The sequence below is a fragment of the Xanthomonas floridensis genome (assembly GCF_001642575.1).
Taxonomy (GTDB): Bacteria; Pseudomonadota; Gammaproteobacteria; order Xanthomonadales; family Xanthomonadaceae; genus Xanthomonas; species Xanthomonas floridensis.
On the sequence record NZ_LXNG01000055.1, the window covers coordinates 159,501 to 185,132 of the forward strand.

A 25,632-nucleotide genomic window follows, 5' to 3' on the forward strand; every position below is an offset into this window, starting at 1 on the left:
CGACGAGCTGCATGTCGCCATCCGCCCTGTCGGGCCCCTTCCCCCGCAGGCGGGGGAAGGGGCAGATGGCTCTAGAAAGACAAACCACACGCTGCCTGACGCAATCAAAAAGTCCACCCACACGCTGCCGACGCAATAAGACGCGATCAATGACCACACTGCTCGACAACACACTGACGCATCTTCCTTCTCCCGCGTGCGGGAGAAGGTGGCGCACAGCGCCGGATGAGGGCGACGAGCTGCATGCCCCCATCCGCCCTGTCGGGCCCCTTCCCCCGCAGGCGGGGGAAAGGGCGGATGGCTCTAGAAAGACAAACCACACGCTGCCTGACGCAATCAAAAAGTCCACCCACACGCTGCCGACGCAATAAGACGCGATCAATGACCACGCTGCTCGACAACACACTGACGCATCTTCCTTCTCCCGCGTGCGGGAGAAGGTGGCGCACAGCGCCGGATGAGGGCGACGAGCTGCATGCCCCCATCCGCCCTGTCGGGCCCCTTCCCCCGCAGGCGGGGGAAGGGGCAGATGGCTTTAGAAAGACAAACCACACGCTGTCTGACGCAATCAAAAAGTCCACCCACGCTGCCGACGCAATAAGACGCGATCAATGACCACACTGCTCGACAACACACTGACGCATCTACAGGCACTGGTGTCCTTCGACACCCGCAATCCGCCTCGCGCGATCGCTGCCGAAGGCGGCATCTTTGACTACCTGCGCGCGCAGCTGCCCGGTTTCCAGGTCGAGGTGATCGACCACGGCGCCGGGGCGGTGAGCTTGTATGCGGTGCGTGGAACTCCAACGTATCTGTTCAACGTGCATCTGGACACCGTCCCGGATTCGCCACACTGGAGCGCCGACCCACACGTGATGCGGCGCACCGACGATCGCGTGATCGGCCTGGGTGTCTGCGACATCAAGGGCGCAGCGGCGGCGTTGGTGGCAGCGGCCAATGCCGGCGACGGCGATGCGGCGTTCCTGTTTTCCTCCGACGAAGAGGCCAACGATCCGCGCTGTATCGCGGCGTTTCTGGCGCGTGGATTGCCGTATGAAGCGGTGCTGGTCGCCGAGCCGACCATGAGCGAAGCGGTGCTGGCGCATCGCGGCATCAGTTCGGTGCTGATGCGCTTTGCCGGCCGCGCCGGGCATGCGTCGGGCAAGCAGGACCCTTCGGCAAGCGCCTTGCATCAGGCGATGCGCTGGGGCGGCAAGGCGCTGGATCATGTCGAGGCACTGGCACATGCACGCTTCGGCGGGCTGACCGGCCTGCGCTTCAACATCGGCCGCGTCGACGGTGGCATCAAGGCCAACATGATCGCGCCGGCGGCCGAGCTGCGCTTCGGTTTCCGACCGCTGCCGTCGATGGATGTGGACGACCTGCTGGCGACCTTCGCCGGTTTTGCCGATCCGGCAGCGGCACAGTTCGAAGAAACCTTTCGCGGCCCGAGCCTGCCGTCCGGCGACATTGCGCGTGCCGAAGAGCGTCGCCTGGCCGCGCGCGATGTGGCCGATGCGCTGGACCTGCCGATCGGCAACGCGGTGGATTTCTGGACCGAAGCCTCGCTGTTTTCGGCCGGCGGCTATACCGCGTTGGTCTACGGCCCGGGCGACATCGCCCAGGCGCACACCGCCGATGAGTTCGTGACGCTGGAACAACTGCAGCGTTATACCGAATCGGTGCATCGCATCATCAACGGTTCCTGCTAAACCAACCTTTGCGCCTGGCGCTTCCTTCCTCTTTCGATCACGGCAATGTCCCTCCCAGCACAGCCCCACAAACAGACCCGTCAAACCATCGTGCGCCTGCTTTCGAGCATGGCCAGCGCGAAGGAAATCAGCCAGTACCTCAAGCGGTTTTCGCAGCTCGACGCCAAACGCTTTGCGGTGGTCAAGGTTGGCGGCGCGGTGTTGCGCGACGATCTGGAGGCACTGACGTCGTCGCTGTCGTTCCTGCAGGAAGTGGGGCTGACCCCGATCGTGCTGCACGGCGCGGGCCCGCAGCTGGACGCCGAACTGTCGGCCGCCGGCATCGAAAAGCAGACCGTCAACGGCTTGCGGGTGACCTCGCCCGAAGCGCTGGCGATCGTGCGCAAGGTGTTCCAGGCGTCCAACCTCAAGCTGGTGGAAGCGCTGCAGCAAAACGGCGCGCGCGCTACTTCCATCACCGGCGGCGTGTTCGAAGCCCACTACCTGGATCGCCAGACCTATGGCCTGGTGGGTGAGGTCAAGGCGGTGAATCTGGCACCGATCGAAGCCAGCCTGCAGGCCGGTTCGATCCCGGTGATCACCAGCCTGGGCGAAACGCCCAGCGGGCAGATCCTCAACGTCAATGCGGACTTTGCCGCCAACGAACTGGTGCAGGAGCTGCAGCCGTACAAGATCATCTTTCTCACCGGCACCGGCGGCCTGCTGGATGCCGATGGCAAGCTGATCGATTCGATCAACCTGTCCACCGAGTACGATCATCTGATGCAGCAGCCGTGGATCAACGGCGGCATGCGGGTGAAGATCGAACAGATCAAGGATCTGCTCGACCGGCTGCCACTGGAGTCGTCGGTGTCGATCACCCGGCCGGCGGATCTGGCCAAGGAACTGTTCACCCACAAGGGCTCCGGCACGCTGGTGCGGCGGGGCGAGCGCGTGCTGCGCGCCACGTCCTGGGACGAGCTGGATCTGCCGCGGCTCAAATCGCTGATCGAATCCAGCTTCGGCCGTACCCTGGTGCCGGACTATTTTTCCAACACCACGCTATTGCGTGCCTACGTCAGCGAGAACTATCGCGCCGCGGTCATCCTCACCGACGAAGGCCAGCTCGGCGAAGGCCGGCTGACCTATCTGGACAAGTTCGCCGTCCTCGACGACGCGCAGGGCGAAGGTCTGGGCCGGGCAGTGTGGAACGTGATGCGCGAGGAAACCCCGCAGCTGTTCTGGCGCTCGCGTCACAACAACCAGGTCAACATCTTCTACTACGCCGAATCCGACGGCTGCATCAAGCAGGAGAAGTGGAAGGTGTTCTGGTACGGGCTGGAGAACTTCGAGCAGATCCAGCACTGCGTGGCGCATTGCGCCACCCGTCAGCCGACCTTGCTGGGCTGAGCGCGATGACCTGGAGCCAATTGCCCTTGCTGTGGCGCGAGCTGCCCACGCTGCGCGGGCAGCATGCGACGCTGGAGCCCTTGCAGGCAGCGCACGTCGACGGCCTGCGTGCCGCGCTGGAAGACGATGCGTTGTCGCGGCTGTGGTACACCGCCGTGCCGGCACCGGCGCAGTTGGACGACTACCTGGCCGCCGCGTTGGCAGCGCAGGCCGAAGGCAGGATGCTGCCCTTCGTGGTGCGCAATGCGGCAGGCGAGATCGTCGGCTGCACCCGCTACTACGGGCTGGACGTGACGGTGCCCAGGCTGTCGATCGGCTACACCTGGTACGCCCCGCGTGTGCAGCGCACCGGCGTCAACACTGAAACCAAGCTGATGCTGCTGCAGCATGCCTTCGAAACGCTGGATTGCCTGAGCGTGGTGTTCGAGACCAGCTGGTTCAACCATCCCTCGCGCGCGGCCATTGCGCGGCTCGGTGCAAAGCAGGACGGGGTGCTGCGCAATCACGCCCGCCACGCCGACGGCACGCCGCGCGATACCGTGGTGTTCTCCATCATCGATACGGAATGGGCCGGGGTCAAACGCCACCTGCAGTTCCGCCTGGAAGCAAACGCATGAGTGTTCAAGCAACCACCACCATCGGCATTGTCGGTGCCCGCGGGCATACCGGTTCGGAATTGATCAAGCTGGTGGCGGCGCATCCGCATCTGCAGCTGGTCTTCGTGTCCTCGCGTGAACTGGCCGGGCAGGCGGTGGCCGACCACAACGACGGCTATCGCGGCGATCTGCGGTTCGAAAGTCTGGACGCCGACGCGGTGGCCGCCAAGGCGGCCGACGTGGTGATTCTGGCACTGCCCAATGGCAAGGCCGAACCGTTCGTGGCCGCGATCGATGCGTCCAGGCCGCAGACGCTGGTGATCGATCTATCCGCCGACTATCGCTTCGATCCGGCCTGGTATTACGGCCTGCCCGAACTCACCCGTACGCGTTATGCCGGGCAACGGCGCATCAGCAACCCGGGGTGCTACGCCACTGCCATGCAGCTGGTGATCGCACCGCTGCTGGATCAGCTGGCCGGCCCGCCGCAATGCTTCGGCGTGTCCGGTTATTCCGGCGCCGGCACCACGCCCTCTGACAAGAACAACCCCGAGCTGCTGGCCGACAACTTGATGCCGTATGCACTGACCAACCACATGCACGAGCGCGAAGTCTCCGCGCAGCTCGGCGTGCCGGTGGAATTCATGCCGCATGTGGCGCCGCATTTCCGTGGTATCACCATGACCGTCAATGCCTGGCTGCAGCAGCCGCTGACGCGCGAGCAGCTGGCGGCGCGCTACGCGCAGCGCTACGCCGATGAGCCGCTGATCGAGCCGGTGGACGAAGCGCCCTGGGTCAGCCGCATCGCCGGCCGGCACGGCGTGCAGATCGGCGGCATCACCCTGGCGCCCGGTAACAAGCGGGTGGTGGTGGTGGCGACGCTGGACAACCTGCTCAAGGGCGCGGCGACGCAGGCGATGCAGAACCTCAATCGTGCGCTGGGCTGGGACGAGCTGACTGCAATTCGTTGATGCCAGTCCCTCGCAAGAGCCCGCTCATCCATGTGCGGGGTTTTAAATCAGACGATGTATCTTGAGACGCTTTCCAATGACCAATCTGTTGTGGCAAAAACCCGGTGTGGCGGTGGACGCCAAGATCCAGGCCTTCCTGGCCGGCGACGACGTGATCCTGGACCGCGAGTTCTTCCTGTACGACATCGCTGCCAGCACGGCGCATGCGCAAGGCCTGCAGCACATCGGCATTCTGGGCGCCGACGAGCTGGCCGGTCTGCAGCGCGAGCTGGCGGTGTTGGCCGATGATTTCCGCAGCGGTGCATTCGTGCTGGACGAGCAGTACGAAGATTGCCATTCGGCCATCGAGGCGCGCCTGACCGAGCGCCTGGGCGATGCCGGCCGCAAGATCCATACCGGGCGCAGCCGCAACGACCAGATCCTGGTGGCCACGCGGTTGTGGTTGAAGGACAAGTTGCAGCGCGTGGCCGAGCTCAGTAGCGAGATCGCCAAGGTGGCGCTGGACCGCGCCCAGGCCGAGGCGGCGTTGCCGGTGCCCGGTTACACGCATATCCAGCGGGCGGTGGTGTCTTCGGCGGGGATGTGGTGGGCCGGCTGGGCCGAGGCCTTCATCGACAACGCGGTGCGCGCCAATGACACCTTGCAGCTGGTGGACAGTAATCCGCTCGGTACCGCGGCCGGTTACGGCGTCAATCTGCCGCTGGACCGCGCGCACACCACGGCCGCGTTGGGCTTCGCGCGGCTGCAGGTCTCGCCGATCTATGCGCAGCTCTCGCGGGGCAAGTACGAGCTGGCCGCGCTCGAGGCGCTGGGCAGCGCCACCCTGGACTTGCGGCGCATCGCCTGGGACCTGTCGTTGTTCACCAGTGGCGAGTTCGCGTTTGTCGCGTTGCCGGCGCAGTACACCACCGGCAGCTCGATCATGCCCAACAAGCGCAACCCCGATGTCATCGAATTGATGCGGGCCACCCACGCCAGTGTGGCGGCCTCACGAACCGAGATCGAACAACTGCTGTCGCTGCCGTCCGGTTATCACCGCGATCTGCAGAGCAGCAAGGGCGCCATCGTGCACGGTTTCGGCCGCGGCCTGGCCGCGCTGGAATTGCTGCCGGCCCTGCTGGCCAACCTGGAATGGCGCCCGGACAAGCTGCAGGCAGCGATCGATTCCGGCATGTACGCCACCGATGTGGCGGTGGAAGCCGCCGTGGCCGGGGTGCCGTTCCGCGATGCCTACAAGGCGGCCGCCGAAGCCTCGGACACTGCAGGGCAGGGGCGCACGCCGGAAGGCAGCCTGGCTGCGCGTGTCTCGCCCGGTGCGGCGGCGGACCTGAAGCTGGATGTGTTGCGGGCCCGCTGGCAGGCGCTGGTCTGATGGCCATGATCAGCACCGACACCGCCGAGCATTACCCCTGGGGGGAAGCCAGCGACGGTTGGCACCTGTTGCGCGACCCCAACCTGAGCGTGCTCGAAGAGCACATGCCGCCCGGCGCAGCCGAACTGCGTCACCGGCACAGCCGCGCGCGGCACTTTGTCTATGTGCTGGCTGGCGAAGTGATGCTGCAGCTGGACGGCGAGCAGCATGTGTTGCGCGCGGGACAGAGCCTGCATGTGCCGCCCGGTTCCACCCACCAGATGCACAATCTCTCCGACGAACAGGCGCGCTTTCTGGTGATTTCCACGCCGTTCGGTCGCAGCGAGGCAACACCCGACAAGGAGGCTGGCTGATGTCCATGCGGTATCTGGTGCTGGCGATGCGCAAGCCGCAGTTCCCGGCGGATGTGGTGGAGCCGCATCGCGCATTTCTCCAGGCGCTGCGGGAGGCCGGGCAGCTGGAGCTGACCGGTGGTTTCAGCGATGGCAGCGGCGGCGCCTACGTGCTGGTCAACGTGGACAGCCTAAAGCAGGCGCAGCAGATCGTGGCGCGCGATCCACTGGTGCTGCGCGATGCCTCCACGCTCACCGTCCACGAATGGAAAACGCACTGAGCCTCTCGCCACGATGACCACGCCTGCCACCACCTCGCCGTTTATCGAGCAAGCGCTGCCGCCATGGCGACGCGCAGTGCTCAAGGTCGGCAGTAGCCTGCTCGCCGCCGATGGCGGCGGTCTGTCGCCGCGCTTTGCGTTGGGGCTGGCGCAGTTCGTCTCGGCCAATCTGGCAGCCGGGCGTGAACTGGTGATCGTGTCCTCCGGCGCGGTGGCCGCCGGCCGCGCAATCCTGCCGAAGGCCGCCGAGATCGGTGCGCCGATCGCCGCGCGGCAGGCGCTGGCCGCGCTCGGGCAGGCGCAACTGATCGCACTGTGGCAGCGTTTTTTCGAACGCCCGGTGGCGCAGGTGTTGCTCACCCACGACGACCTGCGTAATCGCCGCCGTTACCTCAATGCGCGCGCCACCCTGGGCGAGCTGCTGCGGTTGGGTGCGCTGCCGGTGATCAACGAGAACGACACCGTGTCGGTGGACGAGCTCAAGCTGGGCGATAACGACAACCTGGCCGCGATCGTCGCTGCGCTGGTCGATGCCGATGCCTTGTTCATCGCTACCGATATCGACGGGCTATACAGCGCCGACCCGCGCAGCAACCCGTTGGCGCGCGCGCTCGACGAGGTGCCCGACCTCACGCCCGAGGTATTGGCGATGGCTGGCGGCAGCGGCAGCAGCGTGGGCACCGGTGGCATGCGCACCAAGCTGGAAGCCGCCGCCAAGGCCGGCGCGGCCGGTATCGAAACCTATCTGTTCAATGGACGCAGTGGCGAGGTGGTGCGCGGGCTGGCACAGGACCGCCTGCGCGGCACCCGCATCCACGCCGCGCGCACGCGCATTGCCGCACGCAAGTACTGGCTGCGGCACGCACCGGTGGAAGCCGGCGCGATCCTGATCGATGCGGGTGCGGCCACCGCACTCAGCGACAAGGGCGCCTCGCTGCTGCCGGGCGGCGTAGCCGGTGCGCAAGGCGATTTCCGTCGCGGCGACATGGTGGAGATCCGCCTGCGCGATGCCGGTGGGGAGCACTGTCTGGCGCGCGGGGTCAGCCAATACTCGGCGCTGGACATCCGTCGCATCGCCGGCCGCCATTCGCGCGAGATCGACAGCGTGCTGGGATACAGCTACGGCGAGAACGTGGTGCACCGCGACGACCTGGTGCTGTTGTAGCGGGGAATCGAGAATCGGGAGTTGGGAATCGCAACAACGTTTCCAGCTGACTTTCCCGCTGCCGATGTCGTCGCAGTAAAGTGGTGGCGCCCGCTTTTACCCTTCCCGATTTCCCACTCCCGATTCCCCCAATGACCATCAAATCCCTCGCCCTGCAATGTCGTGATGCCGCACAGGTGCTTTCGCAGCTTTCCGCGCAGGCCAAGCAGGATCTGCTCGAGGCGATGGCTGCCGCGCTGGAAACCGATGCGGTGTTGATCCTTGCCGCAAACGCGCGCGATCTTGAGGCTGCCCGCGCCAAGGGCACTGGCACGGCCATGCTGGATCGGCTGGCACTGGACGACACCCGCCTGGCCGGCATCGCTGCCGCGCTGCGTGAGGTGGCGCAACTGCCTGATCCGGTCGGCCAGGTCACCCGCGACGACATCCGCCCCAACGGCATCCGCGTGCAAAAGGTGCGCGTGCCGCTGGGCGTGATCGCGATGATCTACGAAGCGCGCCCCAATGTGACTGCCGATGCGGCGGCGCTGTGCATCAAGGCCGGCAACGGCGTGATCCTGCGGGGTGGTTCGGAAGCGATCCATTCCAACACCGCGATCGCGCAGGCGTTGCAGCATGCCTTGCGTGCGGCCGATGTCCCTGAAGCAGCATTGACGCTGGTACAGGATCTGCGCCGCGAGACCATGCTGGAGCTGCTGCAGCTCAGCGACATCGTCGACCTGGCGATCCCGCGCGGTGGCGAGGGCCTGATCCGCTTCGTTGCCGAGCACGCACGCGTGCCGGTGATCAAGCACTACAAGGGCGTCTGCCATCTGTTCGTAGACGCTTCGGCCGACCTGGAGCTGGCGGTGCGCCTGCTGGTCGATGGCAAGGCAAGTCGCCCGTCGGCCTGCAACGCGCTGGAAACCCTGCTGGTGCACGCGGATATCGCCGAGCGCTTCCTGCCTGCCGCCGCCGCCGCGTTGCGCGCGCGCAACGTCGAACTGCGTGGCGATGCAGCAACACGCGCAGTGCTGCCGGAGATAGCGCTCGCCACCGAAGACGATTACGCCGCCGAATTTCTGGATCTGATCCTGGCTATCCGCGTGGTGCCGGACCTGGACACCGCGCTGGCGCACATCCGCCGGCACGGTTCGGATCACACCGAAGTGATCGCCACCCAGGACGCCGCCAACGCCAGTAGGTTCGTACAGTCGCTGCGCTCGGCGGTGGTGATGGTCAATGCCTCCTCGCGGTTTTCCGATGGTGGCGAACTTGGCCTGGGCGCGGAGATCGGCATTTCCACCACGCGCCTGCATGCGTATGGGCCGATGGGCCTGGAGGCCCTCACCGTGGAGCGTTTCGTGGTGCGTGGCGAGGGGCAAGTGCGGCACTGACGCCGTCGGCGGTGGCGTTGGCGTGGCGCTCGTCTGCGCCGGTAGGCAGGTCCGTGCGCATTGCTGGGGTTAGGCGCTGCGGTTAGCTCCCTACGGAGGTGGTTGGCCGCAGCTACCGCGACACGGAGCCGCAGCGGAGCCGCAGATACCCAAACAGCTAGCGGTAGCACGGCCGCTGCAATGCGCATCGCAATGATTGGCGTGTGCGCCGCACGTTCCAGGTCCGTGGAGCTCGCCACCACCGCAGGACAGGGGGCAGTCGCCGGTAGCGCCGCCTGGCCGTCAGTCAAGCACTGCGTCAGTCATGCCGCTGCACGCCGTAACCACGACCTTTGACACTCCCCTGGCGGCCCGGCCCCTGCCTACAGTCGGCAGTTGCCCCCGTGCTATCTGGAGTCTGTCGATGCGCCGTCTTGCCGCCTGCCTGCTCGCCACTGCCATTGCCGCCGCCACCGGCAGTGCCTTCGCCCAGACCTCGGCGATGACGCCGGACATCACCGGCAAGCCCTTCGTGGCGCCCGACGCGGCCAACGACTACATCAAGCGCGAGGTGATGATCCCGATGCGCGATGGGGTGAAGCTGCACACCGTGATCGTGCTGCCCAAGGGCGCACGCCATGCACCGATGGTGCTGACGCGCACGCCCTACGACGCCAGTGGCCGTAGCGAGCGCCTGGCCTCGCCGCATATGAAGGATCTGCTGCCGCCCGGCGACGACATCTTCGTGGAGGGCGGCTACATCCGCGTGTTCCAGGACGTGCGCGGCAAGTACGGCTCCGAGGGCGACTACGTGATGACCCGCCCGCTGCGTGGCGCGCTCAATCCCAGCGAGGTGGACCATGCCACCGATGCGTGGGACACCATCGACTGGCTGGTCAAGAACGTTGCCGAATCCAACGGCAAGGTCGGCATGATCGGCTCGTCCTACGAAGGCTTCACCGTGGTGATGGCGCTGACCAACCCGCATCCGGCGTTGAAGGTGGCGGCGCCGGAAAGCCCGATGATCGATGGCTGGATGGGCGACGACTGGTTCAATTACGGCGCCTTCCGCCAGGTCAACTTCGACTACTTCACCGGCCAGCTCAGCAAGCGCGGCAAGGGCGTCGGCATTCCGCGGCAGGGCCACGACGACTACAGCAACTTCCTGCGTGCCGGCTCGGCCGGCGACTTCGCCAAGGCCGCCGGCCTGGAGCAGTTGCCGTGGTGGCACAAGCTCACCGAACACGCCGCCTACGATGCGTTCTGGCAGGAGCAGGCGCTGGACAAGGTGATGGCGCGCACGCCGCTGAAGGTGCCCACGATGTGGCTGCAGGGGCTGTGGGACCAGGAAGACATGTGGGGCGCGATCCACAGCTATGCGGCGATGGAGCCGCGCGACAAAAGCAATACGCTCAACTATCTGGTGATGGGCCCGTGGCGGCATAGCCAGGTGAACTACGATGGCAGCTCCCTGGGCGCTTTGAACTTCGATGGCGACACCGCGCGTCAGTTTCGCCGCGATGTCTTGCGCCCGTTCTTCGACCACTACCTGGTGGATGGCGCGCCCAAGGCGAGCACGCCGCCGGTGTTCATCTACGACACCGGCGAGAACCGCTGGGATCGCCTGCAGTCCTGGCCGCGCAGTTGCGCCAAGGGCTGTGCGTCGCCGAGCAAACCGCTGTATCTGCAGGCCGGCGGCAAGCTGTCGTTCGACAAGCCCGCTGCAGGGCAGAGCGCGTTTGAAGAGTACGTGTCCGACCCCGCCAAGCCGGTGCCGTTCGTGCCGCGCCCGGTGGATTTTGGCGACCGCAGCATGTGGACCACCTGGCTGGTGCACGACCAGCGTTTTGTGGACGGGCGCCCGGATGTGCTGACCTTCGTCACCGAGCCGCTGACCGAACCCCTGCAGATCGCCGGCGCACCGGAAGTGCATCTGCAGGCCTCCACCAGCGGTAGCGACAGCGACTGGGTGGTGAAGCTGATCGATGTGTACCCGGACGAGATGGCATCCAGTCCCAAGATGGGTGGCTACGAGTTGCCGGTGTCGCTGGCGATCTTCCGCGGGCGCTACCGCGAGAGTTTCAGCGCGCCCAAGCCGCTGGCGGCCAATCAGCCGCTGGCGTTCGAGTTCGGCCTGCCCACCGCCAACCACACCTTCCAGCCCGGTCACCGGGTGATGGTGCAGGTGCAGTCCAGCCTGTTCCCGCTCTACGACCGCAACCCGCAGACCTACGTGCCGAACATTTTCTTCGCCAAGCCGGGCGACTACCAGAAGGCCACCCAGCGGGTCTACGTGACGCCCGAGCAGCCCAGCTACATCACTCTGCCGGTGCGCTGACCGCACGGGCGCCGCGTACCGGCGGCGCCCAGCTGTCTTCCAGCAACTGTGGGCGGCAGGCCACCCAGGCCGCCACCAGCTGGATCAGGATGCAGATCACCAGGAACACGAACGGCGAGGTCCAGCCGCCGCGGTGCGCATGCAGCCAGCCGAACAGGAACGGCCCCAGGCAGCTCATCGCATACCCCATGCCCTGCGAGAACCCGGACAGCGCAGCCGAGCCGGCGGCGGTGCGGCTGCGTTGGTTCACCAGCACCAGCGCCAGCGGGAAGGTGCTGGGCCCCAATCCGAGCAAGGTGACCCACAGCACCGGCGCCGCCAGCGGTGCCCACCACAGGCCCGCGAACGCGAGCAGATGGCAGGCCGCACACACCAGCACGATCGGGAACGGGTTGCGCATGCGCACCGCCAGCGCCGGCATGGTCAACGCGCCGACCATGCCCAATGCCGAAAACAGCGCAACCATGGTGCCGCCGAAGGCGGGCGAGGCACCGGCCTCGCGCAGCAGCGTGGGCAGCCAGGTGAACATCGAATAGGTCACCAGCGAGGTCATGCCGAAGGTCACCGCCATGCTCCAGCCAAGCGCGGTGCGCGCGACCCGTCCTTCGGCTTCGGGGGTCGGGGTGACCGGAGCCGGGCCGGTGGCGCGCAGGCGTCCCGAATGGGTCTGCACCAGCGCCCAGGCGGCCAGCGCCAGCAACGCCGGCAACACCCACACCACCATCGAGCTGCGCCAGCCCAGCGCATCGGCCACCGGCACCGCCAGCAACGCCGGCAGCAGGGTGCCCACCTGCAACACGGTGATGTAGAGCGTGCTGACCCGGCCCACGCGTTCGCCGAAATAGCGTTTCACCAGCGGCGGCAGCACCACATTGCCCATGCCCATGCCGGCCAGCGCCACCAGCGAACCTGACAGTAACCCGCCGGTGCCCGGCAACAGCGGGCGCAGCACCAGCCCAAGCGTGGCCAAGGCCATCGACAGCAGCGCGGTACGTACTAGTCCGAGGCGGCGCAGGACCGCAGGGGTGGCGACGCCGGTCAACGCAAACGCAGCGGTGGGCAACATGCCCAGCGCGCCCATGGTCGGCGCACCGAAGGCGTACTCATCGGCGATGCGTTCCAGCAGCGGCGTCAGCGAGGTCACCGCGGTGCGCAGGTTGAACGCAGAAAGCAGAATGGCAGCCAGCACCAGGCCGCGACCACGCAACTGGGCGGACGGGGAGGCGGTGGCAGTGACAACAGACATGCAAGGACCATCCGCACCGTGCACATCCGTGCAGCGGCGCCTGAAAACACAAAACCGGCGCGAGGCCGGTTTTGTGTTTTGAAACTGGTCGGGGAGACAGGATTCGAACCTGCGACCTCTACGTCCCGAACGTAGCGCTCTACCAGACTGAGCTACACCCCGAAGGAGCCGCGTATGTTACACAGGGAATGCGGAATCGACAAGCATCTGCCGCAACTATTTTTCAATGCGGCGGTTGGCTGCGCTCCGGCTCGCGTGCCTCGAACCACATGCCGTTGAGCACGGCGGCCAGTGCAGCCAGTCCGGTGCCAAGAATCCAGGCGAAATACCACATCGGTGTGCTCCTTGAAGTCGATGAAAGCGGGATGGCGAGCCGCCGCGGCAACGCACGCGCAGTGCCGCAGCGGCGCGACTCAGTACGCGTTGGGATTGGCCGACACTTCGTCGGCAGTGACCTTGCCGCGCAGCACGCGGTACACCCATGCGGTATAGGCCAGGATGATCGGCATGAACACGGTAGTGGCCAGCAGCATGATCCATAACGTGAGCCGGCTGCTGGAGGCATCCCACAGCGTCAGGCTTGCGCTTGGGACGGTGGAGGAGGGCAGCAGAAACGGAAACAGCGCAAAGCCCACGGTGAAGATGATGCCGACGATGGCGCTGCCGGAGGCGATGAATGCCAGGCCGCCGCGGCGGGCGCGCAACAACACTGCGCTCATCGCCAGGCCGAGCAGGCCCACCAGTGGCGCCAGCAATGTCGCCGGCATGCTGCTGTAGTTGTGCAGCCAGCCACCGGCAGCGGTGAGTGCGGCGGTCTTGGCCAGCGGATTGGTCTGCGCATCGGTTGCCAGCACCGATGTCACTGCATAACCGGGCAAACCAAGTGCCACCCAGGCGCCGGCCGCGGCGAACAGCAGCGCTGCACACATTGCCGCGCTGCTGCCCAGGCGCGCCGCCCGTTCGGCCACCGGGCCATCGGTCTTGAGCACCAGCATCGCCGCACCGTGGGCCAGCAGCATCGACACGCTGAGCAGGCCGGCCAGCAGTGCGAAGGGCGTCAACAGCCCGAACAGATTGCCGGTGTAGAACGTGCGCATGCTGTCGTCGAAATGGAATGGCACGCCCAGCAGCACGTTGCCCACTGCCACGCCCATGATCAGCGCGGGAATGAAGCCGCCGACGAACAGGGCCCAGTCCCAGCTGTCGCGCCACCGTTGATCGGCCAGCTTGCCGCGGAACTTGAAGCCCACCGGGCGCAGGATCAACGCGAACAGGATCACGAACATCGCCAGGTAGAAGCCGGAAAAACTCACCGCATACAGCGGCGGGAATGCAGCGAAGATCGCGCCGCCGCCCAGGATCAGCCACACCTGGTTGCCTTCCCAGACCGGGCCGACGGTATTGATCACCAGCCGGCGCTGCGCATCGTCCCTGGCAACGAATGGCAACAGTGCGCCAACGCCGAGGTCGAAGCCGCCCATCACCGCATAGCCGGACAGCAGCACGCCCAGCAGCACCCACCAGATCACGCGCAAGGTGGCGTAGTCGAGTAAAACGAAATCCATGATGTCTCTCCTGCGATTACGGGGCGCTGCCGGCGACAGCGCCAGTGCTCAGCGATGCGGTGCGTGCGCGTACGTCGTGCACCGGGTTGGACGGGAACACCACATCCGGCCCCTTGCGGATGGTCTTCAACGACAACTTGATCGCGATCACCAGCAGCGTGGTGTACAGCGCGGTGAAGCCCACCAGGGTCAGCACGATCTCGTACAGATCCAGCCCCGACGCTGCATAGAAGGTGGGCAGCACGCCTTCCACCGCCCACGGCTGGCGGCCGTACTCGGCCACGAACCAGCCGCATTCGATCGCGATCCACGGCAGCGGCAAGGTCCATAGCGCCAAGCTCAGGAACCAGCGCTTTTCCTGGAAGTTGTGCTTGCAGGCGAACCAGAACGCCACTGCAAAAAAGGCGATCAGATAGATGCCGATGGCGGCCATGATGCGAAAGGTCCAGAACAGCGGCAGGACGCGCGGCACGGTGTCCATGGCCGCCTGCGCGATCTGCTCGGGCGTGGCGTTGCCGATGTCGTCGCGATAACGCTTGAGCAGCAGGCCGTGGCCCAGGTCCTGCCAGTGCGCATCGAACACCTTGCGCGCATCGGCATCGTGCTTGTCGGCACGAATGCGCTGCAGCGCGCCGTAGGCGATCTGCCCGCCGCGGATGCGGTGCTCGGCGCGTTCCACCAGTTCCATGATGCCGGGGATCGGCGTATCCAGCGAGCGGGTGGCGATCAGGCCCATCAGGTAGGGAATCTTGACCGCGTAATCGTTGCGATGGGTCTGCTGGTTGGGAATGCCGAAGGCGGTGAAGTCGGCCGGTGCGGCTTCGGTCTCCCACATCGCTTCGATCGCAGCCAGCTTCATCTTCTGGTGTTCGTTGGCCGCGTAGCCGCTTTCATCGCCCAGCACCACCACCGACAACGACGACAGCAGGCCGAATGCCGCGGCCACCGCGAACGAGCGGCGGGCCATGTCCAGGTGTTTGCCGCGCAGCAGGTAGAACGCGCTGATCGACATCACGAACACCGCACCGAGCACGTAGCCGGCACTGACGGTGTGCACGAACTTGGCCTGCGCCACCGGGTTGAACAGCACCGCCATGAAATCCACCACCTCCATGCGCATGGTGTCCGGGTTGAACACCGCGCCGGTGGGGTTCTGCATCCAGCCGTTGGCGATCAGGATCCACAGCGCAGAGAAATTGCTGCCCAGCGCCACCAGCCAGGTGGTGATCAGGTGTTGCACCTTGCTCAGGCGATTCCAGCCCAGGAAGAACAGGCCCAGGAAGGTCGCTTCCAGGAAGAACGCCATCAGCCCTTCGATCGCCAGCGGCGCGCCGAAGATATCGCCCACGTAATGGCTGTAATACGACCAGTTCATGCCGAACTCGAACTCCATCACGATGCCGGTGCCGACACCCATGGCGAAGTTGATGCCGAACAGCACGCCCCAGAACATGGTCATGCGCCGCCAGATCGGCTTGCCGGTCATGACGTAGACGCTTTCCATGATGCCGAGCAGGAACGACAGCCCCATGGTCAGCGGCGGGAAGATGAAGTGGTACATCGCGGTGACTGCGAACTGCAGCCGCGACAGTTCAACAACTGTCGAATCGATCATGGCGAGCGGGCCTGGTTGGGTGTCGATGAAGGAGTTAGGCGGATCATCTGCGCTTGCCGCGCCATGCGCGTTGATCCAAATCAATGCGGCCCGCACACGGTGCGGCACACTGTCCATCCCGATAGGGGAAGGAGGCGACTTACAATCGCCCGCAATGAGCAGTCTTCGGAACGCAATGTGAGTCAGCCCAGCGCACGCGCCAGCGAAACGCCCGCCCAGCGCCGTCAGCGCGGCCAATGGCTGGACGCACTGGCCGCAGCGGCCACGCGATCACGCCGCCTGGCCGGCATGGCGTTGGCGTTGTCGGGCGTCTTGCTGCTGGCACAGGCTGCCGCCATCGCCTGGTTGCTGCAGGCGGTGCTGGTACAGCATCTGGCACTGCTGCAGTTGCGCGAGGTGGCTGCCGGCCTGTTGTTGGCGGTGCTCGGCCGTGCCCTGCTGACGGCCTGGGCGCAGTCGTTGGCCGGCGAGGTGGCCGATGTCGCCAAACGGGAGTTGCGTGCGCGCATCGCCCGCCGCCTGGTGCAGCACGGGCCGGTGTGGCTGCGCCGGCAACGCAGTGGCGAGCTGGGCGAACTGAGCCTGGCGCACACCGATGCGCTGGAAGGCTATTTCGTCGGTTATCAGCTGGCGCGAACCGAAATGCTGCTGGTGCCGCCGCTGATCCTGATCGCGGTGTTCTCGGTCGATTGGGTGGTGGGCCTGGTGCTGCTGCTGACCGCGCCGCTGATTCCGTTCTTCATGATGCTGGTGGGCTGGGGCGCCGAGGCGGCCGGCCGCGAGCAATTGCGCGAGCTGGCCCGCATGGGCGGGCATTTCGCCGACCGCCTCAAGGGCCTGGGACTGCTGCGTGTGTATGGCCGCGGCCAGGCCGAGCTGAGCGGCATTGCCGCCGCGGCCGAAGGCGTGCGCGAGCGCTCGCTGAAAGTGCTGCGTATCGCCTTCCTGTCGTCCACCGTGCTGGAGTTCTTCGCCTCGGTGAGCGTGGCGATCATTGCCTTGTACTTCGGCCTGAGCTATCTGGGCATGCTGGATCTGCACGGCCTGCCTACGCTGGGCGCCGGCATGTTCTGCCTGTTGCTGGCGCCGGAATTCTTCGCACCATTGCGGCGGCTGGCCGCGCATTATCACGATCGCGCCAATGCGCTGGCCGCGGTGGCCGAGTCCGAGCGCTTGCTGGAAGGGTTTGCGGACAACGCCGCCATCGCCATCGCCATCGCCGTCGCATTGCCGCTGCCTGCTGCGGCCGAGGCGGCGCAGGCGCAGATGCCCTTGCTGCAGGCGCGCGAACTGGCCTTGCGTCCTCCTGGCGCGCCGCAGGTGGTGGTCGAGCGGTTCTCGGTGGTGCTGGAACCCGGGCAGCGGGTGGCGGTGATCGGCGCCAGCGGCAGCGGCAAGAGCACGCTGCTGGAAGGCCTGGCCGGCTGGCTCACCCCGCAAGCGGGCAGCGTGGTGCTGCGCCCCGGTGCGCGGGTGGGCTATGCCACGCAACGGCCGTATCTGTTCCACGGCAGCATTGCCGACAATCTGCGCCTGGCCGACCCGCAGGCCAGCGACGCGCGGCTGCATGCCGTGGCCGAGGCTGCGCAGGTCATGCGCTTTGCCGCGCACCTGCCGGAGGGCCTGCATACGGTGATCGGCGAGCGCGGGTTCGGGCTCTCCGGTGGTGAAGCGCGTCGCGTTGCGCTGGCGCGGCTGCTGCTGCGCGAGCCAGAGGTGTTGCTGCTGGACGAGCCCACCGCCTTCCTCGACCCGGACACGGAAGCTGCGCTGCTGCGCACGCTGGGTGTGTTCGCGCGCGGCCGTGCAGTGGTGCTGGCCACGCATAGCGCGGCGGTGATGGCCTGGGCCGATACGGTGATCGACCTGCGTGGGGCGAGCGTCACGGTGGGGTCGCCATGAGCGCGGCACACCACGACCGTCTGCGCGATGTGTTCGCCCGGCATGCCTGGCGGCTGGGGCTGTCGGCACTGCTGGTGCTGGTCACCCTGCTGGCGGGGGTGGGCCTGCTGGCCTTGTCCGGCGCGTTCCTGACCGCCGCCGCCCTGGCCGGCGTGGTCGGCATGGGCGCCGGCTTCAATTTCTTTTCGCCCTCGGCCGGTATCCGCGCACTGACGTTCGCGCGCATCGTGTCGCGCTACGGCGAGAAACTGATCGGCCACGATGCCACCTTGCGCATCGCCCGCGATCTGCGCGTGTGGTTCTTCCGCCGCGCCTTGCCGCTGGCACCGGGGCGCCTGTCGGCCACGCGCACCGGCGATCTGCTGGCGCGGCTGATGTCGGACATCGGCGAGGTCGATGGCGTGAGCGTGCGTGCGCTGGCGCCGCTGGCGGCACTGCTGGGCATCTGGGTGGCCGGCGTGGTTGCCGCCGCGTTGATCCATCCACCCGCGGCGCTGGTGTTGCTGGCGCTGGGTGTGGCGATCGGCGGGCTGGTGCCGTGGCAGGTGGCACGCGGCGGCGCGCAGCGCGAACGGCTGCGCGCGCAGCAGCGCACGCAATTGCGGACCCGGGCATTCGAGGGCCTGGAAGGCGCGGCGGATCTGGCTGCCGTCCACGCCCAGGACGCCTGGCTGCAACAGGTCGATGCGGACGCTGCGGCGCTGATGGACGGCGATCGCCTGCAGCGCCGGCGCTTGATCACCGGCAACCTGCTGCATGCGCTCTGTGGCGGCATCGGGCTGGCCGGCATGGTGTGGCTGGCACTGCGCGCCGCCGAACTGGGATCGATCACCGCCGAACTGGCGGCCGCGCTGGTGTTTCTCACCATGGCCCTGCTGGAGGTGTCGGCCGGCGCCGGGTTGGCCTTGCAGGCACTGCAGAGCGCGCGCGTGGCGGCCGGGCGGCTGCAGGCCATCGTCGATCAGGCGCCCTCGGTCAGCGACCCGGTGCAGCCCGCCGAGGTGCCGCGTACGGGCACGCTGCAGCTGCAACAGGTGTGCTTCGCCTGGCCCGGTAGCGTGCGTCCGCTGCTGCGCGGAGTCGACCTGCGCCTGGCAGCGGGCGAGCGCATCGCCATCAGCGGCGACAGCGGCAGTGGCAAGAGCACCTTGTCGGCGCTGCTGCTGCGGTTGTGGGATCCGCAGGCCGGGCAGGTCAGCTACGCGGGCATCGATCTGCAGCGATGTGCGCAGGCGCACTGGCATCAGCGCATTGCCTGGTTGCCGCAGCATGCGCCGGTGTTTGCAGGCAGCGTGCGCGAGAACCTGCTGATCGGCGACGCCGCCGCCAGCGACGCCGCGCTGTGGGCGGTGCTCGCCCAGGTGCGTCTACGCGACTGGGCCAGTGCGCAGAACGGGCTGGAGACCTGGGTTGGCGAGAACGGTGCCACGCTGTCTGCCGGCCAGGCGCGCCGTCTGGCGCTGGCGCGCGCCTTGCTGCGCGATGCGCCCATCCTGCTGCTGGACGAGCCCACCGACGGGCTGGATGTGGATACCGCCCACGCCTTGCTGCTGGATCTGGCCGCCGCGCTCGGCGAGCGCAGCCTGGTGATGATCACCCACGACAGCGTGCCTGCCGGTGTGGTGCACCGGCATTACCGCATGCGTGATGGAACGCTGCAGCCGCTGGAGTGAGCAGCCTCGCCATGGCTGCGTCTTGCAGCGGCTAATCGAGCAAAGCGCGCAGTCGTCAGCTGGGCGTGGATGGCGCGCTCGGATCCCGTTGGACGCGTGGGACATGCCGCACCGCGTGCCGGCCGCGCCTGCATCGCGGCTGCGCAGGCGTGTTGTCAGCCACTCACAAGCGCAGGCATGGCGCGCTTCAGCGCGTCAGATACACCGCCCAGGCCAGGGCCGCGGCATTGGCGAGCGCGCTGACCCAGAACGCGATCTGGAACGAAGTCTTGACGGTCTTGTGCCGGAACAGCGATTGCGCCAGCAGCGCGCCGGGCCAGCCGCCGAGCAATGCGATGGCATGCAGGGTGGCTTCGGGGGTGCGGCGCTGGCCGCGCGTGGCTGCGGTCTTGTCCAGCCGATAGGCGATCAGCGCGGCAATGCTGGTTGCCGCGTACCAGAGCGCAATCACAGCCGGCAGCCGCTCTGCGAGTACCAGACCGAGCATGCCGACCGCGAACAGGCCGGCCAGCAGCCGGCGCGGCAGTAGGCTGCTGGCGGTTTGCGAGGGGCCTGATCTGGGTCTGGATGTGGCTCTGGACCTGGCAATCAGCAGGCGTCCAGAAAGGCGCGGACCGCCGGGCCGAAGCGTGCGAAGTCCACCAGGAAGGCGTCGTGGCCTTGCGGCGAATCCAGGCCGATGAAGCGGGCATCGGTACCGCCGGCGCGCAGGCCATCGGCGATCTGTTCCTGTTGCTGCACCGGGAACAGGATGTCGGTGTTGGCGCCGATCGACAGCGCACGCGCGATGCGGATGCGCGACAGGCCGGCCAGCACCTCGCCATCGCTGGAGCCCTGACTCGCCGACGCGTTGCCAACAGGCGCGCCGGCGTCGCGGGCGCCAGCCAATGGCGCCTGTGTGCTCGGAGCCGGCTCGGCGTAATCGGCCAGATCGAACCAGTCCATCGAGCGGCTCAGGTACAGATAGCAGTTGGGATCGAAGAAGCGCACGAAGCGGCGCGCGTGGCCTTCCAGATAGCTCTCCACCTGGAATTCCAGCCCGAACGGATCGTCGTCGGCCTGTTCGGAATCCAGCCGCACGCGGCCGAAGCGGCCATCCCATTCCAGCGCCGAGCGATAGGTGATTACGCCCAGTTTGCGTGCCATGCGCATGCCCGATTCCGGGTAGCTAGTGTCGTCGTAATGGCCGCCGTTCCAGTTGGGGTCCAGCCGGATGGCTTCACGCTGCAGCGAGCGGATGGCGATGGAAAACGGCAAGGCCTGCGCGCTGCCGGAGATGTTGATATGGCTATGTGCGATGCCGGGATGGCGCAGCAGCAGCGCCAGCGCGGTCATGCCGCCCATCGAGTTGCCGATCAGGCAGGCCAGTTGTTCGATGCCTAGCGCGCGCACCACATCGGCGGCGGCATCGGCCACGTCTTCGATCGACAGATCCGGAAAGCGCAGCCGATAGCGCTCGCCGGTGGCCGGATCGATCGAGGCCGGCCCGGTCGAACCCTTGCAGCTGCCCAGTGAATTGACGCAGACCACGAACCAGCGCGTGGTATCGATCGGCTTGCCCGGCCCCAGCATCGCCTCCCACCAGCCCGGTTCCGGGTTGGCCTGGTTGGCGGCGGCATGCGCATTGGGCGACAGCCCGGTGACGATCAGCAGCGCATTGCTGCGATCGGCGGCCAGCGTGCCCCAGGTTTCATACGCGATGCGCGCCTGATGCAGGGCGCCGCCGCGCTTCATCGGAAACGGCGAGGGCAGGGCGTGGAACAGGCTGCCGGTGGGGATGAATTCGGTCATTGGCTGGGAATCGGGAATCGGGAATCGGGAATCGGGAATCGGGAGGAGCGGTTGGCTGTGCTCTTGTAGTGCGAGTCAAACCGCCTGGTGCAGCATGGTGGACTGGTTGACGCACGCAGGATCAGCGTCCGATCACCAGCTCCACGGGGGCGTTGGCCGGCAGTTGCACGGTGATCGGCGTGCTTTCCACATCGTCGGCCTGGCGCATCGCGTTGCCGCTGCGCGACAGCCGCGCCAGCACCTGCACGTTGTCCAATGACGACAGGGCGCGGGTGGGCATCGGGCTGTCGCCGTCGTCCAGGGTGACGGTCAGCGGCAATTCGCTGAGGGCATGTTTTTCCACTGCCACCGGCATCGGAGTGTCGGCTGATCGGGCGATCACGAACACGCTGGTGTCGCCGGGCAGCGCGGTGCGTTTGGCGAATTCCGCATCCAGAGCGATGCGCACGCTGATGCGTTTGCCGGCCGCCGCATCGGCGCCGCTCTCGGCTGCCGGCAGCGCTGCCAGCCCGGCTTCCCGGCGTGCGGTGTTGATCTGCTCGAGCAGGCCAGGGCGAGTGCTGGCGTCGACCACCTGCAGCAATGGCTCCCAGGTGGCGCTGGCTTTGGCCGGCTGGCCAGCCTGGCGCTGCACCACGCCCAGAAACCAGCGTGCGCGCTGGTGGTCCGGCTGCACGCTGAGCGCATGCTCGAGCAGGCGCAGCGCCTGCGGATCCGGGCGCCCGCTGTCGTCGGCAAGCATGCGCGCTTGCGCGGCCGCCACCAGCACGTCCGGTTCGTCCGGCCGCAGCGCCACCGCGCGCGCAAAGGCGTCGCGGGCCTCGGCGAATTTCTGCTGGCTGGACAGCGAACGTCCCAGCAGCACCCAGCCTTCAGCCTGGTCGGGATTGCGCGCCAGGGCTGCGCGCAGCTGCACGATGGCCTCATCCAGCGTGCGTGGCGTGTCAGGGCGGTTGGCGGCCAGCTCGATCGCGCCCGGCGTGCCCACCAACCAGTACAACGCTGCACTGGCGGCCAGCAGCAGCGCCGCCACGCTGGCGGCCAGCCCGCGCGTCTGCCGCCACAGTGGCCGCAACGCCACACCAACGGCCAGCAGTGCAACGACCACCACCGCAATCACGAAACCGACCATCACCACTCCTGCTCGTCGGGCGGCAGCGCGGGCGCGGTGGCGCTGCGGCGGCGTACCACCATGACCACTGCCGTGCCGCCCAGCAGCAACACCAGCAACGGACCGAACCACAGCAGCCAGGTGCGCGATTCCACCTGCGGGCGATACAGCACGAACTCGCCATAGCGGGCGACCAGGAACTGCCGGATCTGCGTATCGCTTCGGCCCTGCTGCATCAGCGCCAGCACTTCGCGGCGCAGATCCTGCGCGATTTGCGCGTTGGAATCGGCCAGCGACTGGTTCTGGCATTGCACGCAGCGCAGCTCGGCGGTCAGCGCGTGGAAGCGCGCTTCCTCGGCGGCGGAACGGTAATGCGGCGGCGCGTGATCGCCCACCGGCTGGGCCACGGCCAGCCAGGGGAGCAGCAGCAGCGTCAGCAGCCAGGCGCGGCTCATGGCTTGGCGTGCAGGTCCGGGGCGGCGGTGGGCGAGCGTTCAATCCGGCTCAATGCCGGAATCAGCTGGGTGTCGATGATGGATTGGGTGAGCATGCCGCTGTACTTCCAGCGCACCACGCCGCGCCCGTCGACCAGAAAGGTTTCCGGCGCCGCCGCAATGCCGAAGTCGATGGCGGTGCGCCCGTCGACATCGGCCACCACCAACAGATACGGATTGCCCAGTTGTTCGAGCCAGCGCAAGGCGTCGGCGCGCTCGTCCTTCCAGTTGTAGCCGATCACGCGCACCCGCTTGGTCAGCGCAAACTTGCTCAGCACCGGGTGTTCTTCGCGGCAGGCCGGGCACCAGCTGCCCCACACATTGATGATGTAGGGCGCGCCGCGCAGCTCACGCGCGTGCACCACGATGCTGGGGTCGTGCAGCAACGGCAGCGCGAACTCCGGCGCCGGCTTGCCGATCAGCGCCGAGGGCAGGGCATCGCGATCGTCCTGACCGGAGCGCACCACCGCATAGACCAATAGTGTCGCCAGGGCGAGCAGCAGCACGATGGCGCCCACGAGTACCGCAGTGGGCAGGCGGGGCGAGCGTGACTCAGACATCTTGGATCTCCGCAGGACGACGAAAACGCCGGTCGGCCGCGGTGACCAGGCCGCCAAGCGCCATCAGCAGCGCTCCCAGCCAGATCCAGCGCACGAACGGTTTGAGGTGGACGCGCACCGCCCAGGCCTGGTTGCCCAGCGGTTCGCCAAGGGCGACATACAGGTCGCCAAACGGACCTGGGCGGATCGCCGCCTCGGTCAGGGTCTGTCCGCCGCTGGCGTAGCGGCGTTTTTCGGCATGCAGCATGCCAACCGGCACATCGTCCTTGAACACCTGCAGGTTGGCGCGGTCGGACAGGTAATTCGGCCCGCGCAGTGCTTCCAGATTCTCGAAGTGCAGCGCGTACCTCCCGATCTCGATCTGCTGGCCGGGTGCCAACGCGACCTCGCGCTGCAAGCTCAGCGATTCCACCAGCAGCGCGCCGGCCAGGAAGACCGCCACTCCCAGGTGCGCCAGCGCCATGCCCAGCATCTCGGCAGTGAATCGCCGGCCCTTGGCGGCACGCCGCGTCCACAGGAAGCGCAATGTGCCCAACAGCACCCATGCCGCGCCGGTGACGCCGATGGCTGCCTTGAGCTGCCCCTGCGGCGCCATGAACCAGGCCAGCACGCCTGCGGCCAGCGCCAGGCCAGCCCACGGCGCCAGCAGGGCCAGCGGCCGCGAGGCCTGTTCGCGCTGCCAGCGCGTAAGCGGGCCAAAGGGCAGCAATGCTACCAGCGGCGCCATCAACACCACGAACAAGGTACCGAAGTAGGGCGGGCCCACCGACAGCTTGCCCAGTCCCAACGCATCGGCCAGCAGCGGGTACAGGGTGCCCAGCAGCACCATCGCGCAGGCGCAGGTCAGCAGCAGGTTGTTGAGCAGCAGCAGCGTCTCGCGCGAGCTGCCGGCAAACGCGCGGCGCGGGTCATCGCCGGGCGCCAGGCGCGGCGCGCGGATCGCGTACAGCAGCAACGCGCCGCCCACCACCGCCAGCAGGAACACCAGGATGAACACGCCGCGCGACGGATCGGCGGCGAACGAATGCACGCTGGTCAGCACGCCCGAGCGCACCAGGAAGGTACCCAGCAGCGACAACGCGAAAGCGGCGATCGCCAGCAACAGCGTCCAGCTGGCGAAGCTGCCGCGCTTTTCGGTCACTGCCTGCGAATGCAGCAGGGCAGTGCCGACCAGCCATGGCATGAAGCTGGCGTTTTCCACCGGGTCCCAGAACCACCAGCCGCCCCAGCCCAGTTCGTAGTACGCCCACCAACTGCCCAGCGCGATGCCCACGGTGAGCATGGCCCAGGCCACGTTGGTCCAGGGCCGGGTCCAGCGCAGCCAGCGCGCGTCCATGCGTCCTTCCAGCAGCGCGGCGATGGCGAAGGCAAACGGCACTGCAAAGCCGACATAGCCGCAGTACAACATCGGCGGGTGGATGATCAGGCCCGGGTCCTGCAGAAGGGGATTGAGGTCGGCGCCTTCGGGCGGCACCGGTAGCAGGCGCGCAAACGGATTGGAGGTGAACAGCAGGAACGCCAGGAAGCCCACGCTGATCAGCGCCATCACCCCGAGCACGCGCGCCACGACCTGTGGCGGCAATTGCCGCGACCACAGCGCCACCGCACCGGTCCACAGCGCCAGCACCAGCGTCCACAGCAACAGCGAGCCTTCGTGCGCGCCCCAGACCGCCGAGTAGCGGTAGATCACCGGCAGCAGGCTATTGGAGTTTTCGGCCACATAGCGCACCGAAAAGTCCTGCACCAGGAACGCATGCGTCAGCAGCGCGAACGCGCTGGCAATCAATCCCAGCTGCACCAGCGCCGCGGGCCGCGCCACTGCCATCCAGCTGGCATGCCCGCGTTGTGCGCCGGCCAGCGGCAAGGCGGCCTGCACCAGCGCGACCAGCAAGGCCAGGACCAACAGGAAGGTACCCAGCTCAGCAAGCATGGGAGAGCCAGAAACGGGCGGCGTGGAGCGGGCCAGCGGAAACAGTACGCAGACGGGTCAGGTCGGCAGATCCACGCAGGCTGCGGTGCAGGGTGGCGCGCCATGCCCGGTGAAGTGCAACGCCGTCCCTTGCCGTCGTGCGGTCCGTCGTGGCCAGCGCATGCGTCGACCGGCGGAGGGGGCGAGCAGCGTCTGACGTGTCGCCGGGAACACCGGAAGACACGCCTGCCACGC

The 25,632-nt window shown here is 67.1% G+C and carries 22 protein-coding genes and 1 tRNA gene; 12 read left to right on the plus strand and 11 right to left on the minus strand.

Annotated elements, in window-relative coordinates:
* Positions 1-611: 611 nt before the first annotated feature.
* The 10 genes from A7D17_RS19895 to A7D17_RS19940 all read left to right on the plus strand — a co-directional run bounded on the left by A7D17_RS19895 (position 612) and on the right by A7D17_RS19940 (position 11,511).
* Positions 612-1,712, plus strand: a complete 1,101-nt coding sequence (locus tag A7D17_RS19895) for an acetylornithine deacetylase (RefSeq protein ID WP_064510685.1) — start codon at positions 612-614, stop codon at positions 1,710-1,712.
* A gap of 45 nt (positions 1,713-1,757) precedes the next feature.
* The gene (locus tag A7D17_RS19900) at positions 1,758-3,101 is read left to right on the plus strand and encodes an acetylglutamate kinase (RefSeq protein ID WP_064510686.1); all 1,344 of its coding nucleotides are present in this window, start codon (positions 1,758-1,760) and stop codon (positions 3,099-3,101) included.
* 5 nt (positions 3,102-3,106) lie between these two features.
* Positions 3,107-3,718, plus strand: a complete 612-nt coding sequence (locus A7D17_RS19905) for a GNAT family N-acetyltransferase (protein WP_064510687.1) — start codon at positions 3,107-3,109, stop codon at positions 3,716-3,718.
* Positions 3,715-4,668, plus strand: a complete 954-nt coding sequence (gene argC, locus A7D17_RS19910) for an N-acetyl-gamma-glutamyl-phosphate reductase (RefSeq protein ID WP_064510688.1) — start codon at positions 3,715-3,717, stop codon at positions 4,666-4,668. Before A7D17_RS19905 ends, argC begins: the two co-directional genes overlap by 4 nt.
* A 76-nt stretch (positions 4,669-4,744) precedes the next feature.
* The gene (locus A7D17_RS19915) at positions 4,745-6,040 is read left to right on the plus strand and encodes an argininosuccinate lyase (RefSeq protein WP_064510689.1); all 1,296 of its coding nucleotides are present in this window, start codon (positions 4,745-4,747) and stop codon (positions 6,038-6,040) included.
* Complete coding sequence (locus tag A7D17_RS19920; protein WP_064510690.1) at positions 6,040-6,393, plus strand: cupin domain-containing protein; 354 nt, start codon at positions 6,040-6,042, stop codon at positions 6,391-6,393. Before A7D17_RS19915 ends, A7D17_RS19920 begins: the two co-directional genes overlap by 1 nt.
* Positions 6,393-6,653: a YciI family protein gene (locus A7D17_RS19925; protein WP_064510691.1), complete on the plus strand. Its 261-nt coding sequence runs from the start codon at positions 6,393-6,395 to the stop codon at positions 6,651-6,653. The genes A7D17_RS19920 and A7D17_RS19925 overlap by 1 nt, the downstream gene beginning before the upstream one ends.
* A gap of 13 nt (positions 6,654-6,666) precedes the next feature.
* Entirely contained in the window at positions 6,667-7,818 is a 1,152-nt protein-coding gene (gene proB / locus A7D17_RS19930) for a glutamate 5-kinase (RefSeq protein WP_064510692.1), read from the plus strand.
* 131 nt (positions 7,819-7,949) lie between these two features.
* Positions 7,950-9,194, plus strand: coding sequence for a glutamate-5-semialdehyde dehydrogenase (locus A7D17_RS19935; protein WP_064510693.1), 1,245 nt, complete (start codon positions 7,950-7,952; stop codon positions 9,192-9,194).
* Positions 9,195-9,597: 403 nt separating this feature from the next.
* Entirely contained in the window at positions 9,598-11,511 is a 1,914-nt protein-coding gene (locus tag A7D17_RS19940; protein WP_064510694.1) for a CocE/NonD family hydrolase, read from the plus strand.
* Here the strand turns inward: A7D17_RS19940 and A7D17_RS19945 are convergent.
* The 5 genes from A7D17_RS19945 to A7D17_RS19965 all read right to left on the minus strand — a co-directional run bounded on the left by A7D17_RS19945 (position 11,492) and on the right by A7D17_RS19965 (position 15,937).
* Complete coding sequence (locus tag A7D17_RS19945) at positions 11,492-12,757, minus strand: MFS transporter (protein ID WP_082862181.1); 1,266 nt, start codon at positions 12,755-12,757, stop codon at positions 11,492-11,494. The two genes, A7D17_RS19940 and A7D17_RS19945, sit on opposite strands and share 20 nt — an antisense overlap.
* 85 nt (positions 12,758-12,842) lie before the next feature.
* Positions 12,843-12,919: transfer RNA gene (locus tag A7D17_RS19950), tRNA-Pro, on the minus strand.
* Between the two features lie 61 nt (positions 12,920-12,980).
* Positions 12,981-13,091 carry a cytochrome bd-I oxidase subunit CydX gene (gene cydX / locus A7D17_RS19955; protein ID WP_064510695.1) on the minus strand — a complete coding sequence of 37 codons (111 nt, stop codon included), beginning with the start codon at positions 13,089-13,091 and terminating at the stop codon, positions 12,981-12,983.
* 79 nt (positions 13,092-13,170) lie between these two features.
* Entirely contained in the window at positions 13,171-14,322 is a 1,152-nt protein-coding gene (gene cydB / locus A7D17_RS19960) for a cytochrome d ubiquinol oxidase subunit II (RefSeq protein ID WP_064510696.1), read from the minus strand.
* A gap of 16 nt (positions 14,323-14,338) precedes the next feature.
* Positions 14,339-15,937: a cytochrome ubiquinol oxidase subunit I gene (locus A7D17_RS19965; protein WP_064510697.1), complete on the minus strand. Its 1,599-nt coding sequence runs from the start codon at positions 15,935-15,937 to the stop codon at positions 14,339-14,341.
* Between the two features lie 177 nt (positions 15,938-16,114).
* Here A7D17_RS19965 and cydD point away from each other — a divergent pair, with 177 nt between their 5' ends.
* Both cydD and cydC read left to right on the plus strand, forming a co-directional pair.
* The gene (gene cydD / locus A7D17_RS19970; protein ID WP_239692258.1) at positions 16,115-17,839 is read left to right on the plus strand and encodes a thiol reductant ABC exporter subunit CydD; all 1,725 of its coding nucleotides are present in this window, start codon (positions 16,115-16,117) and stop codon (positions 17,837-17,839) included.
* Positions 17,836-19,512, plus strand: coding sequence for a thiol reductant ABC exporter subunit CydC (cydC, locus tag A7D17_RS19975; protein ID WP_064510698.1), 1,677 nt, complete (start codon positions 17,836-17,838; stop codon positions 19,510-19,512). The genes cydD and cydC overlap by 4 nt, the downstream gene beginning before the upstream one ends.
* Before the next feature lie 187 nt (positions 19,513-19,699).
* Here the strand turns inward: cydC and A7D17_RS19980 are convergent, their stop codons facing one another.
* The 6 genes from A7D17_RS19980 to A7D17_RS20005 form a co-directional block, all read right to left on the minus strand.
* Positions 19,700-19,999: a DUF1294 domain-containing protein gene (locus A7D17_RS19980; RefSeq protein WP_064510699.1), complete on the minus strand. Its 300-nt coding sequence runs from the start codon at positions 19,997-19,999 to the stop codon at positions 19,700-19,702.
* Positions 20,000-20,100: 101 nt separating this feature from the next.
* Complete coding sequence (metX, locus tag A7D17_RS19985; RefSeq protein WP_064510700.1) at positions 20,101-21,303, minus strand: homoserine O-acetyltransferase MetX; 1,203 nt, start codon at positions 21,301-21,303, stop codon at positions 20,101-20,103.
* Between the two features lie 121 nt (positions 21,304-21,424).
* On the minus strand, positions 21,425-22,435 hold the full coding sequence (locus A7D17_RS19990) for a tetratricopeptide repeat protein (RefSeq protein ID WP_064510701.1): 1,011 nt from the start codon (positions 22,433-22,435) through the stop codon (positions 21,425-21,427).
* Positions 22,435-22,869 carry a cytochrome c-type biogenesis protein gene (locus tag A7D17_RS19995; protein ID WP_064510702.1) on the minus strand — a complete coding sequence of 145 codons (435 nt, stop codon included), beginning with the start codon at positions 22,867-22,869 and terminating at the stop codon, positions 22,435-22,437. Before A7D17_RS19995 ends, A7D17_RS19990 begins: the two co-directional genes overlap by 1 nt.
* Positions 22,866-23,468: a DsbE family thiol:disulfide interchange protein gene (locus A7D17_RS20000; RefSeq protein ID WP_064510703.1), complete on the minus strand. Its 603-nt coding sequence runs from the start codon at positions 23,466-23,468 to the stop codon at positions 22,866-22,868. The genes A7D17_RS19995 and A7D17_RS20000 overlap by 4 nt, the downstream gene beginning before the upstream one ends.
* A complete protein-coding gene (locus A7D17_RS20005) occupies positions 23,461-25,398 on the minus strand; it encodes a heme lyase CcmF/NrfE family subunit (RefSeq protein ID WP_064510704.1) in 1,938 nt (645 codons plus the stop codon). The genes A7D17_RS20000 and A7D17_RS20005 overlap by 8 nt, the downstream gene beginning before the upstream one ends.
* Positions 25,399-25,632 lie beyond the last annotated feature (234 nt).

What these genes read in the sequence shown, in the direction of transcription:
- argC (WP_064510688.1), top strand. Translation starts at nt 3,715, where the DNA reads ATGAGTGTTCAAGCAACCACCACCATCGGCATTGTCGGTGCCCGCGGG.
- metX (WP_064510700.1), bottom strand. Translation starts at nt 21,303, where the DNA reads ATGACCGAATTCATCCCCACCGGCAGCCTGTTCCACGCCCTGCCCTCG.
- A7D17_RS19920 (WP_064510690.1), top strand. Translation starts at nt 6,040, where the DNA reads ATGGCCATGATCAGCACCGACACCGCCGAGCATTACCCCTGGGGGGAA.
- A7D17_RS20000 (WP_064510703.1), bottom strand. Translation starts at nt 23,468, where the DNA reads ATGTCTGAGTCACGCTCGCCCCGCCTGCCCACTGCGGTACTCGTGGGC.
- A7D17_RS19925 (WP_064510691.1), top strand. Translation starts at nt 6,393, where the DNA reads ATGTCCATGCGGTATCTGGTGCTGGCGATGCGCAAGCCGCAGTTCCCG.
- A7D17_RS19900 (WP_064510686.1), top strand. Translation starts at nt 1,758, where the DNA reads ATGTCCCTCCCAGCACAGCCCCACAAACAGACCCGTCAAACCATCGTG.
- A7D17_RS19915 (WP_064510689.1), top strand. Translation starts at nt 4,745, where the DNA reads ATGACCAATCTGTTGTGGCAAAAACCCGGTGTGGCGGTGGACGCCAAG.
- A7D17_RS19965 (WP_064510697.1), bottom strand. Translation starts at nt 15,937, where the DNA reads ATGATCGATTCGACAGTTGTTGAACTGTCGCGGCTGCAGTTCGCAGTC.
- cydB (WP_064510696.1), bottom strand. Translation starts at nt 14,322, where the DNA reads ATGGATTTCGTTTTACTCGACTACGCCACCTTGCGCGTGATCTGGTGG.
- A7D17_RS19905 (WP_064510687.1), top strand. Translation starts at nt 3,107, where the DNA reads ATGACCTGGAGCCAATTGCCCTTGCTGTGGCGCGAGCTGCCCACGCTG.
- A7D17_RS19990 (WP_064510701.1), bottom strand. Translation starts at nt 22,435, where the DNA reads ATGGTCGGTTTCGTGATTGCGGTGGTGGTCGTTGCACTGCTGGCCGTT.
- A7D17_RS20005 (WP_064510704.1), bottom strand. Translation starts at nt 25,398, where the DNA reads ATGCTTGCTGAGCTGGGTACCTTCCTGTTGGTCCTGGCCTTGCTGGTC.
- cydC (WP_064510698.1), top strand. Translation starts at nt 17,836, where the DNA reads ATGAGCGCGGCACACCACGACCGTCTGCGCGATGTGTTCGCCCGGCAT.
- proB (WP_064510692.1), top strand. Translation starts at nt 6,667, where the DNA reads ATGACCACGCCTGCCACCACCTCGCCGTTTATCGAGCAAGCGCTGCCG.
- A7D17_RS19895 (WP_064510685.1), top strand. Translation starts at nt 612, where the DNA reads ATGACCACACTGCTCGACAACACACTGACGCATCTACAGGCACTGGTG.
- A7D17_RS19935 (WP_064510693.1), top strand. Translation starts at nt 7,950, where the DNA reads ATGACCATCAAATCCCTCGCCCTGCAATGTCGTGATGCCGCACAGGTG.
- A7D17_RS19945 (WP_082862181.1), bottom strand. Translation starts at nt 12,757, where the DNA reads ATGTCTGTTGTCACTGCCACCGCCTCCCCGTCCGCCCAGTTGCGTGGT.
- A7D17_RS19940 (WP_064510694.1), top strand. Translation starts at nt 9,598, where the DNA reads ATGCGCCGTCTTGCCGCCTGCCTGCTCGCCACTGCCATTGCCGCCGCC.
- cydX (WP_064510695.1), bottom strand. Translation starts at nt 13,091, where the DNA reads ATGTGGTATTTCGCCTGGATTCTTGGCACCGGACTGGCTGCACTGGCC.
- A7D17_RS19995 (WP_064510702.1), bottom strand. Translation starts at nt 22,869, where the DNA reads ATGAGCCGCGCCTGGCTGCTGACGCTGCTGCTGCTCCCCTGGCTGGCC.
- A7D17_RS19980 (WP_064510699.1), bottom strand. Translation starts at nt 19,999, where the DNA reads ATGCTCGGTCTGGTACTCGCAGAGCGGCTGCCGGCTGTGATTGCGCTC.